Genomic DNA, 14,223 nt, shown 5'->3' with positions numbered 1-14,223 from the left:
TGCTTGAGCCGCTCTAGTAAACGTCGTGTTGTCGTCACTGGTCTGGGTTGTATTTCCCCCGTTGGCAACAGCGTTGATGAGGCTTGGAATGCTCTGATCGCCGGCAAGTCCGGGATTGCGAACATTACCAAATTCGATGCATCGGCTTTCAGCACGCATTTTGCGGGCGAAGTGAAAGACTTTCGCATTGATGACTACATCCCTGCGAAAGAAGCGCGCCATATGGATACCTTTATCCATTACGGTATCGCTGCTGGCATGCAGGCAGTCAAGGACAGTGGTCTGGTTGTAACGGAAGAGAATGCCGATCGTATCGGTGTTCTGGTCGGTTCGGGCATTGGCGGCTTGCCAATGATCGAGGAGACGCACGCAGAACTGACCAACCGCGGTCCACGTCGCATCAGTCCATTTTTCGTACCTGCTTCGATCACCAACATGATCTCGGGGCACCTTTCGATCATTTACGGTTTTAAAGGCCCGAATCTGGCAATCGTCACGGCGTGTACCACCGGTTTGCATTCGATCGGCGCTGCCGGTCGCATGATCGAATACGGGGATGCGGACGTCATGATTGCAGGTGGTGCGGAATCGACGATTTCACCACTTGGCTTGGGTGGCTTTGCCGCTGCGCGTGCGCTGTCGTCACGTAATGACGATCCGGCAACGGCATCGCGTCCCTGGGACAAGGATCGTGACGGTTTTGTCCTCGGTGAGGGCGCCGGTGTCATGGTTCTTGAAGAGTATGAGCATGCCAAAGCGCGTGGCGCGAAAATCTATGCGGAGTTGGTAGGTTTCGGTATGAGTGGCGATGCCTACCATATCACTGCTCCAAACATGGATGGTCCGCGTCGCAGCATGGTCAATGCATTGAAAAATGCAGAGATCAATGTGGATCAGGTGCAGTACCTGAACGCACACGGTACGTCGACGCCTCTGGGCGACAAGAACGAGTCGGATGCGATCAAGGCTGCATTTGGTGATCATGCAAAAAAACTCACCGTCAATTCGACCAAGTCGATGACGGGCCACTTGTTGGGTGGCGCCGGAGGGCTGGAGTCGGTCTTCACGGTATTGGCTGTGCATCATCAGATTTCACCGCCAACCATCAATATCTTTAATCAGGATCCGGAGTGCGATCTTGATTACTGCGCAAATACGGCCCGTTCCATGCCGATTGAGTACGCCATGAAGAACAACTTCGGTTTTGGCGGCACCAACGGTACGCTGATCTTCGGCAAGGCCTGATAGAAATCCGATTGCCCGAAAGGGGAATCGGATTTTTTCTCTTCTCATGTCAATTGCGGTTACTGCCCTGATTCATCCGTCGCGATGTTTGTCGATGATGGTGGGCATCATGTTCAGCTTGATTCTGCTGATCGCAGCGTTGATTGGTGTGGGTGCAGTTGGTGATTTGCTTCTGATAACGAGATTGCTGCTGGCACTCATGATTGTTGTCATGGCGGCATTGTTATATCGACATTGGTATCGCCGTCGTGCTTCTTGCAAGTTAAGTATTTCAGGAACAGGTCAGATTCGCTTGCAGCGATTGAATGCCGGGCGGAGTGAGCAGAATCTGGAAGAAAGCGAGTCAATGACTCTGCTCCCTGCATCAACGCTTTGGCCGCACTTGTTGATTTTGCATTTGCAGGATACGCAAGGCAGTATCGAAGTAGTATTGATCATGCGAGATTCTGTTTCGCAAGAAACCTTTAATGCCTTGCTTGTGGCCAGTCGTTGGTTGAGTAATCGACAACCAGAGACTGAGCCGCCAGCGATGCGGCAAAATTAATGTAGGAATCCGCGAACTAATCAAGTTACGCTCAGTCAATAGCACGACCGCGTGCATGTTGCAGCATTACAAGGGACTAGGATTGACGACAGAACGCGATATTGATCAACAGCTAGTCGAGCGCGTACAAGGCGGCGACAAAAAAGCTTTCGAGCTGCTGGTGACCAAATACCAACGAAAATTGATGCGACTGGTATCGCGGCTTGTACGCGACCAGGCGGAAGCTGAGGATGTTGTGCAGGAGGCATTTATCAAGGCCTACCGTGCGCTCCCGCAGTTCCGCGGCGACTCTGCGTTTTATACGTGGCTGTATCGTATTGGTATTAATACAGCAAAGAATTATCTGGTAACCCAGGGGCGTCGTGCGCCGACATCAACCGAGGCAGATGTCGAGGAGGCCGAAACTTTTGACGATGGCGACCACCTAAGAGATATCAACACGCCGGAATCGTTATTGGCGACCAAGCAGATTGCTCAAACCTTGAATGTTGCAATGGGGGAGTTGCCGGAAGAATTACGGATGGCAATTACACTGCGTGAAATTGAAGGGTTGAGCTACGACGAAATTGCTGAATCGATGGGTTGTCCGATTGGCACGGTACGTAGCAGGATCTTCCGGGCGCGAGAGGCGATCTCGGAAAAATTAAGACCGTTGCTGGATACGGCAATCGACAAGCGCTGGTAACAATAAAAACAGATTCACTTTTTGCTGCAAATACAGGGGTAGCCTTAATTTTTTCGAGGTTGTAATGAATACGATGAATATGACGCGGGAACAGATTTCTGCCTTTGCCGACAGTGCACTGGACGACAGTCAGATCGACATGGCGCTGGTAGCGTTGCGTCAACCGGAAGGTCGTGCTGCGTGGGACGAGTATCACCGGATTGGTGATGCGCTGCGTTCCGACGAGTTGAGTGTGCCAATGAGCGCCGATTTCAGCGCCCGCATGTTCGCGCGGCTGGATGCCGAACCCACCATCATGGTGCCGGCAGTCAAGCAGGCTGTCGTGGCACGCAAGAGCGCGGCAAAACGCTTTGCGATGCCTGGCATGGCCGCCGCGGCTGTTGCTGTTGTTGCGTTTCTCGCCGTCCCTAACATGGTGCCGCAGCAACCTGCGACCGTCGCCTCGGCGCCTGTCGTCGCAACCGTTGCTTCTGCTTCGCCGGAAGCTGTGACGACTGTTGCAAGCGATGAAGGTGAAGTACTGCGCGATCCACGCATCGATGACTATTTGCTGGCGCACCAACGTTTCTCGCCGTCTGTCTACAGCACTGCGCAATATGCTCGTTCAGCGACGTTCGCTGTTGAATCGGAAAAATAATTGTTATGCGGCAGACATTAGGTCTCTTTAAATTCGTCGTTCTGTTTTCGGGTTTTCTGGCTTTCACTGCGCATGCCGAGTCTGTTGATTCTGTCAACGACTCGCGCGAGGCGCAGGTATGGTTAAAGAAGATTCAATCCTCTGCCCAGAAACTCAATTATTCCGGGACCTTTGTCTATCAGCAGGGTAATCAGGTGCGCACCTCGCGCATCTCGCATATTCGCAGTGGCAAGAATGAGCTGGAAAAGCTGGAAATCTTGGATGGCAAGCCGCGCGAATACATTCGTAACAATGAAGAGATCGCCTGCTACATTCCGGAGACCAAGTCGATTCGTGTTGAAAAACGTGTTTCCCAGGATGTGTTCCCTGCAATTCTTGGCGCGCATCCGAATGAACTGGTCGATCACTACGCGTTGAAGCAGGGCGAAGTCGGCCGTGTTGCAGGACATGATTGCCAGACCGTGTTGCTGACGCCAAAAGACAAGCTGCGTTACGGGTATAAGCTCTGGATCGAGAAATCGACCGGCTTGTTGTTGAAGGCGCAGACCTTGAATGAAAAAAATGAGGTCGTTGAGCAGATCGCCTTTACCCAAATCGTGATCGGCAACGTTGATCCGGCCTCCGTCAAAACGAGTTTCAAAAATACGCAGGGCTGGCGGGTCGACAATGCCGTCATGAGTGAGGCCAACCTGTCTGGCTGGGCAGTCAAGGCAGTCCCGCCTGGCTTCAAAAAAACACGCGAGATGAAACGACTGATTACCGACACGCCAGCGGATGCCAATGCACCTGCCAGCTCGCGTGAAGTATCACAAATCGTCTATTCCGACGGATTGGCAGCCATTTCTGTCTTTATCGAAGCGGGCTCGCAAAGCCGTACCGAAGGTTCGATGCAGCAGGGTGCCATGAATATCGTCGGCAAACGCCAGGGTGATTACTGGCTGACCATCGTTGGCGAAGTGCCTGCCGCTGCCATCAAGCAGGTCGCAAACTCGATCGAGTTCAATCCCTGATATTTCGTTCGCTCCCTTGTAGGTGAAATATGAAACAACTCCGCAAACATTTGTCCGTTGCGCTGCTGGGTGTTGCTGGCGTATTTGTCATTCCAGCGGTTGCTCCGCTTTCACTGGCTGTGGCGGCGACATCCGTTGCCGGTCTGCCGGACTTTACCGACCTCGCCGAAAAGGCGGGACCCGCAGTGGTGAATATCCGCACGGTTGAGCGCGTCAAGACCAGTCAGAGCGGCTCCTCCGCACAAGATGAGGAAATGCAGGAGTTCTTCCGTCGCTTCTTCGGCGCACCTTTGCCGCAATTGCCATCGCCACGCAATCGTCGCTCCAATCCGGGTGCGGAAACAGAAGAGCAGGTGCCGCGTGGTGTCGGTTCTGGTTTCATCATTTCTGCCGACGGTTACATCATGACCAACGCACATGTGGTTGATGGTGCGGATGAGGTGTTTGTCACGCTGACCGACAAGCGTGAATTCAAGGCGAAAATCGTTGGTGCCGACAAACGTACAGACGTGGCGATCGTCAAGATCGAAGGCAGCAACCTCCCGCGTCTGGTGATGGGAGACTCTGAAAAGATTCGCGTTGGTGAATGGGTAATGGCAATCGGCTCGCCTTTCGGCCTGGATAACACGGTAACGGCGGGCATCGTTTCCGCCAAGGCGCGCGATACGGGTGACTATCTGCCGTTGATTCAGACGGATGTCGCGGTGAATCCGGGCAATTCCGGCGGTCCGCTGATCAATATGCGCGGCGAAGTGATTGGTATCAATTCGCAGATTTACAGCCGCTCGGGCGGTTTCATGGGTATTTCATTTGCGGTGCCGATTGATGAGGCGATGCGCGTCGCCGATCAACTGCGTACCACTGGCAAAGTCACGCGTGGTCGCATTGGTGTGCAGATCGGGGACGTGACCAAGGATGTGGCGGAGTCGCTGGGATTGCCACGTGCGCAAGGCTCCTTGGTGCAGCGTGTGGAGCCGGGCGGTCCTGCAGAAAAAGCCGGTGTCGAGGCGGGCGATGTGATTCTCAAATTTAACGGTACTTCGATCGAGCGCTCCAGTGATTTGCCTCGCCTGGTTGGTGCGACCAAACCTGGTTCCAGATCCACGCTGACTGTCTGGCGCAAAGGTGCCATGCGTGATTTGTCCGTGAACATCGCCGAACTGGAAGCAGATCAGGCCGTTGTGGCACAGCCGCAAAAACCGAAAGGTCCACGGACGGCGAATGCCTTGGGTCTGGTTGTTAGCGAATTGACGCCACCGCAGTTGAAAGAACTGAAAATCGACGGAGGTGTACTGGTGGACCTGGCAGAAGGGGCATCAGCGCGCGCAGGTCTGCGTTCGGGCGATATCGTACTGCGTCTGAATAACACCGACGTCAAGGATGTGAAGCAATTCAACGAGCTGGTTGCCAAACTGGATGCGAAGAAGACCGCCTTGCTGCTGGTGCGGCGAGGTGATTCATCGCAGTTCGTCACAGTCAAACCCTTGTCGCCATAAGGCGACGCACAACAAGGCTGCATGCTGATCGAGCTGCAGCCTTTTTTCTTTAGGTGCTTGTGTGCGACGGCTGATCCTGTACTCGCGTAGCTACTGCCATCTATGCGATGACATGCGGTTGGCGTTGCTGGCGCTGAGTCCGACGGTTGCGCAGTGGCTGGAGGTCGTGGATGTCGACCACGATCCTGCCGCATTGGCTTTGTACGATGAATTGGTGCCGGTGCTGATCGGTCAGGATGATCGTGCCGAACCGCGGATGCTTTGCCATTATTTTCTGAATGAAGCAGTTGTACGTGAATTTATGGCTGATGCGACATGATGCTGCTCGCGTATGCATAAAGCGAAAGTGCATTGCGGACGATGTGCTTGTATGCAATTTGCCGGCTTTTTGCCTCTGAAATCCGGTAGAATGCCGGGTTGTCATCCCTCTGTTACAGGGCGCTCGCCGGGGAAGGTTTCCTCGCTCGTGGCGCTTTTTTTGTAGTTGCCAATCGGTTAATGAAGAATATCCGCAATTTTTCCATCATCGCGCACATCGATCACGGTAAATCCACCCTGGCTGACCGCATCATTCAATTGTGCGGCGGCCTGTCCGAACGCGAGATGGATGCGCAAGTGCTCGACTCGATGGAGTTGGAGCGCGAGCGTGGCATCACCATCAAGGCACAGACTGCCGCGCTGCAATACAAGGCACGCGATGGCGAAGTCTATAACCTGAATCTGATCGATACACCGGGCCACGTTGACTTTTCATATGAAGTCAGTCGCTCCCTGTCGGCTTGCGAAGGCGCTTTGCTGGTCGTCGATGCCTCGCAAGGCGTGGAAGCACAGACGGTCGCGAACTGCTATACCGCACTCGATCTGGGTGTGGAAGTCGTGCCGATTCTGAACAAGATCGATTTGCCGCATGCCGATCCGGATAATGCCAAGAAGGAAATCGAAGACGTCATCGGTATCGATGCCAGTGACGCGACCGTTTGCTCGGCAAAAACCGGTCTTGGTGTCGAAGACGTCCTGGAAAGTCTGATCGCCAAAGTGCCGCCGCCAAAGGGTGATCCCGACGCGCCATTACAGGCATTGATCGTCGATTCCTGGTACGACTCGTACGTCGGTGTCGTGATGCTGGTGCGCGTGGTCAATGGCACCTTGCGTCCGAAAGACAAGATTCTGTTGATGGCTACCGGTTCGCAGAATCTGGTTGAGAACATCGGCATCTTTACGCCGCGCTCCGTGTCGTTGCCGCAACTGACGGCCGGCCAGGTAGGTTTCATCATCGCGGGTATCAAGGAACTGACAGCCGCCAAAGTGGGTGACACCGTCACGCTGGCAAGCAAGCCGGCACCTGAGCCGCTGCCTGGTTTCAAGGAAGTGCAGCCGCAGGTGTTTGCGGGCCTGTTTCCGGTCGAGGCCAACCAATACGATGCACTGCGTGATTCGCTGGAAAAGCTCAAACTCAATGACGCTGCGCTGATGTATGAGCCAGAGGTTTCGCAGGCGCTGGGCTTCGGTTTCCGTTGCGGTTTCCTTGGTTTGCTGCACATGGAAATCGTGCAGGAGCGTCTGGAGCGCGAGTTTGACATGGATCTGATCACGACCGCACCCACCGTGGTGTACGAGGTCGAGATGCGCGATGGCTCGGTGATCCGTGTCGACAATCCATCCAAGATGCCCGATCCGTCGAAGATCAACGAAGTGCGTGAACCAATCGTTACCGTCAATCTGTACATGCCACAGGAGTATGTTGGTTCGGTCATGACCTTGTGTAACGGCAAGCGTGGTGTGCAGATGGACATGGCCTATCACGGCCGTCAGGTCAAACTGATCTATGAAATTCCAATGGCAGAGATCGTGCTTGATTTCTTTGACCGTCTGAAATCGACGTCGCGTGGCTACGCGTCAATGGATTACGAGTTCAAGGAAAACCGCGCCTCGGATGTGGTCAAGGTCGATATGCTGATCAACAGCGAGAAAGTCGATGCGCTGGCGATCATCGTGCACCGTGCCAATGCACCTTATCGTGGACGTCAGGTCGCGGCGAAGATGCGTGAACTGATTCCACGTCAGATGTTTGATGTAGCAATCCAGGCGGCCATTGGTGCCAATATCATCTCGCGTGAAAACGTGAAGGCGTTGCGCAAGAACGTGCTGGCCAAGTGTTATGGCGGCGATATCACGCGTAAACGCAAGCTGCTCGAGAAGCAGAAGGCCGGTAAGAAGCGCATGAAGCAGGTGGGTTCGGTTGAGATTCCGCAGGAAGCGTTTCTGGCCATTCTACAAGTGGAAGATAAATGACATTGCAAGACATCCTCGGCAATTTTTCGCTGATTCTGTTTGTTCTGACGATCGGCACCGGCATTATCTGGGTACTCGACAAGTTCTATCTGTCGAAACAGCGTGAAGCCAAGGCGAACGCGGTCCTGGCCGAATTTGACGCACGTAATGCCAAGCTGGCGGGTGAGGGCGTCAAGCCGGACGATACCGGTCGTGCCGCACTGAAAGCGGATTTGCTGCGTCAACCAACCTGGATCGAGTATTCGGGAAGTTTTTTTCCGGTTATCGCCCTGGTTTTCTTTCTGCGTTCCTTCCTGTACGAACCATTCAAGATTCCGTCGACCTCGATGCTGCCTACACTGGAAGTCGGCGATCTGATTCTGGTCAACAAATACCAGTACGGTATCCGTCTGCCGATCATCAACAAGAAAATCATCAGCATCAGTGATCCGCAACGCGGTGATGTGATGGTTTTCAAGTATCCGGAAAACATGGCCCTTGATTACATCAAGCGTGTGGTGGGCGTGCCAGGCGACACCGTGGCGTACAAGGACAAGAAGCTGACCGTCAACGGCGTGCCCGTCAAGTACGAAGGCTTGCCTGATTATCTGGATCAGGAAACCCTCAGCTACTCCAAGCAGTTCCGTGAACAACTGGGTGAGGCGAGCCACCAGATTCTCAATAACCCACGCGCACCATCCTATGTGCCGAATCCCCATGATTTTCCAAACCGGGAATTGTGTACGTACGATGCAGAAGGCTTTACCTGCAAAGTGCCGGATGGACAATATTTCATGATGGGTGATAATCGGGATAACAGTCTGGACAGCCGCTATTGGGGATTTGTGCCGGATAAAAACATTGTCGGAAAGGCATTTTTTATCTGGCTGAATCTGGGTGACCTGGGACGGATTGGTCGCTTCCATTAACGCAGTCGGGGAGGACTGTATGGCATCTTCAGCGTCGTTTTTCAGCCGCAAACAGCAAGGCGTCAGCCTGACCAGCCTGATTTTGCTGCTTGCCGTGGTCTGTATGGTTGCGGTTCTGGCAATGAAGATCACGCCAACAGTCACCGAGTATTTTTCTGCCAAGAAAGCAATTGAAAGCGTCAAGGCTGGTGGCGGTTCCTCTCTGGAAATGCGCGCAGCCTTTACCCGTCAGGCAGAAGTCGGCTATATCACTTCCCTCAAGGCAAGTGATTTGAATATTGTGCGCAATGGCGACGTGGCAGATATCAGTTTTGCCTACCAGAAAGAAATTCACCTGGTTGGCCCGGTCAGCTTGCTGATCGACTATTCGGCGTCAACCAACCCAAGTCGAACCGGCAAACCTGCGGTACCATGAGCAGATGAAAACGCGCATTGCGCGCCTCAAACGATAGAACAATGGATTTGACGTTATTGCAAACCCGGCTGGGTCATACATTCAAGGATGCTGTGTTGTTGCAGCAGGCTTTGACGCACCGCAGTCATAGTGGGGTGCATAACGAGCGGCTTGAGTTTCTGGGGGACTCCATCCTCAACTGCGTGGTTGCGTCCCTGCTGTTTGATCGCTATACGAAGATCGATGAAGGTGACCTTTCACGCCTGCGTGCCAATCTGGTCAAGCAGCAGTCCTTGTACGAAATCGCGCAGCGTCTGGAGCTGTCACATTTTTTGCGTTTGGGCGAAGGTGAGCTGAAGTCCGGAGGATTCCGTCGTCCCTCAATTCTGGCCGATACGCTGGAAGCATTGTTCGGTGCGATCTATCTGGATGCCGGTTTTGATGTGGCGCGTGATGTGATTCGTGCGCTGTATATTCCGATCCTTGATTCGGTTGATCCGAAAACCTTGGGTAAGGATGCCAAGACCTTGCTGCAGGAATACCTGCAAGGCAAAAAAATTCCACTGCCCCAATACAATGTGGTCGCTACACACGGTGCGGCCCACAATCAGGAATTCGAGATCGAGTGTCTGGTACCAAAACTCGATATTCAAGTCTTCGGTACTGGTGGCAGTCGCCGGGCCGGTGAGCAGGCTGCCGCCAAATTGGCGCTGGAAGCCGTACAAGCTGCGCTGGCCAAGACGCCAGCCACGGCACGCAAGAACAAACCGCGTACCGCACAATTGAAGCTGGCGGGTATTGCAACCGTTCAGACGGATGCGGCAACGGATGAGCAACGCAAGGCCGCATCAAAATCGCCACGTGCGGATGGCAAATCAGGCAAGGCTGATGAAAAATCGCAGGATGCGGTCGCCGAAAAGCCGGCTGAACAAATCGTGGACGAGCGCCAGCAGAGCCTGATTGCCGAACCGAATCGTGCACGTGATGGTGATCCTGATGTGGCACTGTCTCCTTCTTCTTCCCATACAAAAATTGCATGACTGAATCTAACGCGCTGTCCGACTTCCGCTGTGGCTATATTGCGATCGTCGGCCGCCCCAATGTCGGCAAATCGACGCTGATGAATCAACTGATCGGAGCCAAGGTCAGTATTACCTCGCGCAAGGCACAGACAACACGTCACCGCATTACCGGCATCCAGACGCTGGAAGATGCGCAGTTTGTGTACGTCGATACCCCGGGGTTCCAGACACGTCATTCCAACGCCCTGAACAAAACATTGAATCGTACTGTCACCAATACGCTGACTGCGTCGGATGTGATTCTGTATGTGATCGAAGCCGGGAGGTTTGGTCAGGCAGATCAACAGGTGCTCGACCTCATACCCGCCGATGTGCCATGCATTCTGGTGATCAACAAGTCGGATCGCATCAAGGACAAGGCTGGCTTGATGCCGTTTGCCCAGCAGGTTGCTGCCAAGCGCGATTTCACGGCGATTGTGCCGGTGTCTGCCAAATTGCGGTTCCAGCTCGATAATCTGCAAGGCGAAATCAAAAAGCACTTGCCGCAAAATCCGCCGATCTTCGATGAGGACGATATTACCGATCGCAGTGAAAAATTCCTCGCAGCAGAAATCGTACGCGAAAAAGTGTTCCGTTTCGTTGGCGATGAATTGCCCTACACAAGCACGGTTCTGATCGAACAGTTCGAGCAGGAAGGTGATTTACGTCGAGTTTTTGCGGCAATTCTGGTTGAGCGCGACACCCACAAATCGATGGTGATTGGCAATAAAGGGGCGCGTCTGAAAGACATTTCTACCCAGGCACGCCTTGATATGGAACGCTTGTTCGGTGGGCCGGTGTATCTGGAAATCTGGGTCAAGGTCAAATCCGGCTGGGCCGACAACGAAGCCGGTCTGCGTGCGTACGGCTACGAATAATCAGGCGCAATGGCCGCACTCTCTGCCGACAGCACTTCTTCAGTGAGCGCTTCCGATGTCCGGAGTGCGCCAGAACCCGTGGCAAAATCCTCGCGTCGCAAGCCGCCGGAAAAAGAATTGCGGATTGCTGATCAGCCAGGCTTCGTTCTGCACAGCTACCCCTACAAAGAAACCAGTCTGATCGTCGATGTATTTTCACGGGACCATGGCCGTATCGCGCTGGTTGCCAAAGGTGCCAAACGGCCACATTCGCAACTACGAGGTGTCCTGCAAACCTTTCAACCGCTTTCAGTCAGCTGGAGCGGAAAATCAGAAGTCCGCACTCTCACCAAGGCCGAATGGGTTGGCGGTTTGCTGCCCTTGGAAAAATCCGCATTGCTATGCGGTTTTTACCTGAACGAACTGCTGGTCAAACTGCTGGCGCGTGATGACCCGCATCCTGCCTTGTTCAATCATTATGTCAGTGCACTCAATCACCTGGCACATGATGAGCCACCTGCCATTGTCTTGCGTAAATTCGAACGTGCCTTGTTGCGAGAAAGCGGCGTGGCAGGAGACTGGACGCGTTGTACCGTCAGTGGAACACGAGTCCTTGCCGATCAGCTCTATGTCGTCGATCCCGAATCCGGTCCACGGCCGGCGCGGGTTGCGGATACCTGGCCCAAGGTGCTCGGCAAGACGCTGCAGGACATGGATAATGAAGATTACGCCGATGCGGCGACGCAAACGCAAAGCAAGTTTCTGATGCGTTTTCTGCTCGCACATCACTTGAATGGCACTACATTGAATACACGGCAGATCCTGATCGATCTGCTGCAGCTATAACGGAACCAGCATGAGCTTTCTGCAACCGAATCATCCGACGATCGAACTGGGCATCAATATTGATCACGTCGCGACCTTGCGCAATGCACGCGGTACGGTTTACCCCGATCCCTTACAGGCTGCGCTGTTGGCTGAAGAGGCAGGTGCGGATGCGATCACACTGCACTTGCGCGAAGACCGCCGTCATATCAAGGATGCGGATGTCGAGCTGATTCGTCCGCAGTTACGCACGCGCATGAACCTGGAGTCGGCGGTGACTACCGAGATGATCGATTTCGCCTGCCGCATTTTGCCGCAAGATGTTTGTCTGGTTCCAGAGCGACGGGAAGAGGTCACGACAGAAGGTGGGCTGGATGTCGTGCGTTATTTTTCCGATGTCAGTGCGGCGGTGCGACAACTGCAGGAAAAAAATATTCGCGTCAGCCTGTTCATTGATCCTGATGCGGAACAGATTCAGGCTGCAAAAGAGGCCGGCGCGCCCGTCATCGAATTGCATACCGGACGCTATGCCGAAGCGCATGCGCAAACAGAACAGCTTGCGGAGTTGCAGCGCATAGAATCTGCCGTGCGCGAGGGAATGAAGCACGGCCTCAAAGTCAATGCAGGTCATGGTCTGCATTACACCAATGTACAGGCGATTGCTGCGATCCCGGATATTGCCGAACTCAATATCGGTCACGCGATCGTGGCACATGCGGTCTTTGCCGGTTGGCAAAATGCGGTGCGCGAGATGAAGGCGATCATGGTTGCGTCGCGCCTGTCGGCACACTCGTCGCCACGCTGAGGAGCGCGTTTGTGATTTACGGTATTGGCACGGACATCATTCAGATTGCGCGCGTTGAAGCGGCACTCGGTCGCCATGGTGACCGGTTTGCCGAGCGCGTGCTCGGTGAGCAGGAGCTGGAGAAATACCATCGCCGCAAAGCCAAGGTGGAAGCCCGCGGTTTACGTTTTCTGGCAACACGCTTTGCCGCCAAGGAAGCTTTTTCCAAGGCGATTGGTCTGGGCATTCGAATGCCAATGACCTGGCGCGCGATGCAGGTGCTCAATGCACCCAGCGGTAAGCCGATCGTGGTCACCAGCGGCAAGCTGCAAGCCTTCATGGAAGAGAATGGGTTGAGTGCCCAAGTAACGATTACCGATGAGGTCGACTATGCCGTCGCCTTTGTCATTGTGGAGAAAAAATGAACGCAGTCGTCCATGCCAATCTGCCAGATGCATTCGGTCCTGTAATGCTTGATGTTGTCGGCACGAGCTTGAGTGACGATGACATTCGCCGCATTCGCGATCCGCTTACGGGTGGCGTGATTCTGTTCGCGCGCAATTATCAGAATCGCGCGCAGCTGACTGCCCTGACATCCGCCATTCATGCAGCACGTCCAGGCATCGTGATTGCAGTCGATCACGAAGGCGGTCGCGTGCAACGCTTCAAGACCGATGGATTTACGCATCTGCCATCGATGCGCAAGCTTGGCTTGTTGTGGGACATGGATGTACTGGCGGCCACCAAGGCGGCAACCGATGTCGGTTTTGTGCTTGCGAGCGAATTACGCGCATGTGGTGTGGATTTGTCTTTTACGCCGGTGCTGGATCTGGATTATGGCGAGTCGGGCGTGATCGGTGATCGCTCCTTTCATCGCGATGCGCGTGTCGTGACCTTGCTGGCAAAAAGCCTCAATCACGGCTTGATGCTGGCGGGTATGCTCAATTGCGGGAAACATTTTCCGGGACATGGTTACGTCAAGGCCGATTCGCATCTCGAAATTCCGGTGGACGAACGCTCGCTGGACGAGATTCTCGCGGATGATGCCGCGCCCTATGGCTGGCTCGGTTTGAGTCTGGCGGGTGTGATGCCGGCACATGTGATCTATCCCAAAGTCGACAAGAATCCTGCCGGTTTTTCACGCAAATGGTTGACGATGTTGCGTGAAAGATTCGGCTTCAAAGGCATCATCTTCAGTGACGATCTGAGCATGGAAGGTGCCAGTGTGGCCGGCAATGTTGTCGATGGCGCGCAGGCAGCGCTGGCTGCTGGCTGCGATATGGTCCTGATCTGCAATTCGCCCGACAAAGCGGATCAATTGTTGGCTGGATTGCGCATGAAACCGGGTAAAGAGGCAGCAGCATCTTCTGCACGCATCGCCGGACTGGCGCCTTCCACCTCGGCGTTGGATTGGGATTCTCTGCAGCAGGATGCGCGCTATCAGGCAGCGAAGAAAACGGCGCTCGAACTGGCGGCAGGCTAAGT

16 protein-coding genes are annotated in these 14,223 nt (G+C 54.2%); all 16 read left to right on the top strand.

Annotated elements, in window-relative coordinates:
• Positions 1 to 3 precede the first annotated feature (3 nt).
• The gene (gene fabF, locus IEV29_RS04870; RefSeq protein WP_188380111.1) at positions 4 to 1,245 is read left to right on the top strand and encodes a beta-ketoacyl-ACP synthase II; all 1,242 of its coding nucleotides are present in this window, start codon (positions 4 to 6) and stop codon (positions 1,243 to 1,245) included.
• A gap of 46 nt (positions 1,246 to 1,291) precedes the next feature.
• Positions 1,292 to 1,789, top strand: a complete 498-nt coding sequence (locus tag IEV29_RS04865; RefSeq protein ID WP_308632707.1) for a protein YgfX — start codon at positions 1,292 to 1,294, stop codon at positions 1,787 to 1,789.
• A gap of 55 nt (positions 1,790 to 1,844) precedes the next feature.
• Positions 1,845 to 2,474: an RNA polymerase sigma factor RpoE gene (gene rpoE / locus IEV29_RS04860; RefSeq protein ID WP_188380109.1), complete on the top strand. Its 630-nt coding sequence runs from the start codon at positions 1,845 to 1,847 to the stop codon at positions 2,472 to 2,474.
• A 64-nt stretch (positions 2,475 to 2,538) separates the two neighbouring features.
• Positions 2,539 to 3,111, top strand: coding sequence for a sigma-E factor negative regulatory protein (locus IEV29_RS04855; RefSeq protein ID WP_188380108.1), 573 nt, complete (start codon positions 2,539 to 2,541; stop codon positions 3,109 to 3,111).
• 5 nt (positions 3,112 to 3,116) lie between these two features.
• Positions 3,117 to 4,121: a MucB/RseB C-terminal domain-containing protein gene (locus IEV29_RS04850; protein ID WP_188380107.1), complete on the top strand. Its 1,005-nt coding sequence runs from the start codon at positions 3,117 to 3,119 to the stop codon at positions 4,119 to 4,121.
• Between the two features lie 29 nt (positions 4,122 to 4,150).
• Entirely contained in the window at positions 4,151 to 5,617 is a 1,467-nt protein-coding gene (locus IEV29_RS04845) for a DegQ family serine endoprotease (protein WP_188380106.1), read from the top strand.
• 61 nt (positions 5,618 to 5,678) lie between these two features.
• The gene (locus IEV29_RS04840; RefSeq protein WP_188380105.1) at positions 5,679 to 5,936 is read left to right on the top strand and encodes a glutaredoxin family protein; all 258 of its coding nucleotides are present in this window, start codon (positions 5,679 to 5,681) and stop codon (positions 5,934 to 5,936) included.
• A gap of 179 nt (positions 5,937 to 6,115) precedes the next feature.
• Positions 6,116 to 7,909 (top strand): translation elongation factor 4, encoded by a 1,794-nt coding sequence (gene lepA, locus IEV29_RS04835; protein ID WP_188380104.1) that lies wholly within the window; start codon positions 6,116 to 6,118, stop codon positions 7,907 to 7,909.
• A complete protein-coding gene (gene lepB / locus IEV29_RS04830; protein ID WP_188380103.1) occupies positions 7,906 to 8,817 on the top strand; it encodes a signal peptidase I in 912 nt (303 codons plus the stop codon). Before lepA ends, lepB begins: the two co-directional genes overlap by 4 nt.
• Positions 8,818 to 8,836: 19 nt before the next feature.
• The gene (locus IEV29_RS04825) at positions 8,837 to 9,232 is read left to right on the top strand and encodes a DUF4845 domain-containing protein (RefSeq protein ID WP_188380102.1); all 396 of its coding nucleotides are present in this window, start codon (positions 8,837 to 8,839) and stop codon (positions 9,230 to 9,232) included.
• 41 nt (positions 9,233 to 9,273) lie between these two features.
• Positions 9,274 to 10,251: a ribonuclease III gene (gene rnc, locus IEV29_RS04820; protein WP_188380101.1), complete on the top strand. Its 978-nt coding sequence runs from the start codon at positions 9,274 to 9,276 to the stop codon at positions 10,249 to 10,251.
• Positions 10,248 to 11,150: a GTPase Era gene (gene era, locus IEV29_RS04815; RefSeq protein ID WP_188380100.1), complete on the top strand. Its 903-nt coding sequence runs from the start codon at positions 10,248 to 10,250 to the stop codon at positions 11,148 to 11,150. Before rnc ends, era begins: the two co-directional genes overlap by 4 nt.
• Before the next feature lie 9 nt (positions 11,151 to 11,159).
• The gene (gene recO, locus IEV29_RS04810; RefSeq protein ID WP_188380099.1) at positions 11,160 to 11,975 is read left to right on the top strand and encodes a DNA repair protein RecO; all 816 of its coding nucleotides are present in this window, start codon (positions 11,160 to 11,162) and stop codon (positions 11,973 to 11,975) included.
• A 10-nt stretch (positions 11,976 to 11,985) separates the two neighbouring features.
• Positions 11,986 to 12,759, top strand: a complete 774-nt coding sequence (locus IEV29_RS04805) for a pyridoxine 5'-phosphate synthase (protein WP_188380098.1) — start codon at positions 11,986 to 11,988, stop codon at positions 12,757 to 12,759.
• Positions 12,760 to 12,770: 11 nt separating this feature from the next.
• Positions 12,771 to 13,163, top strand: a complete 393-nt coding sequence (acpS, locus tag IEV29_RS04800) for a holo-ACP synthase (protein WP_188380097.1) — start codon at positions 12,771 to 12,773, stop codon at positions 13,161 to 13,163.
• A complete protein-coding gene (gene nagZ / locus IEV29_RS04795; RefSeq protein WP_229726235.1) occupies positions 13,160 to 14,221 on the top strand; it encodes a beta-N-acetylhexosaminidase in 1,062 nt (353 codons plus the stop codon). Before acpS ends, nagZ begins: the two co-directional genes overlap by 4 nt.
• The last annotated feature ends 2 nt before the right edge of the window (positions 14,222 to 14,223 follow it).

Origin of the sequence: Oxalicibacterium faecigallinarum (genome assembly GCF_014635705.1) — a bacterium.
GTDB lineage: Bacteria > Pseudomonadota > Gammaproteobacteria > Burkholderiales > Burkholderiaceae_D > Oxalicibacterium > Oxalicibacterium faecigallinarum.
The sequence above is the reverse complement of the archived record's forward strand: the minus strand, read 5'-3'. Positions and strand labels throughout refer to the sequence as shown.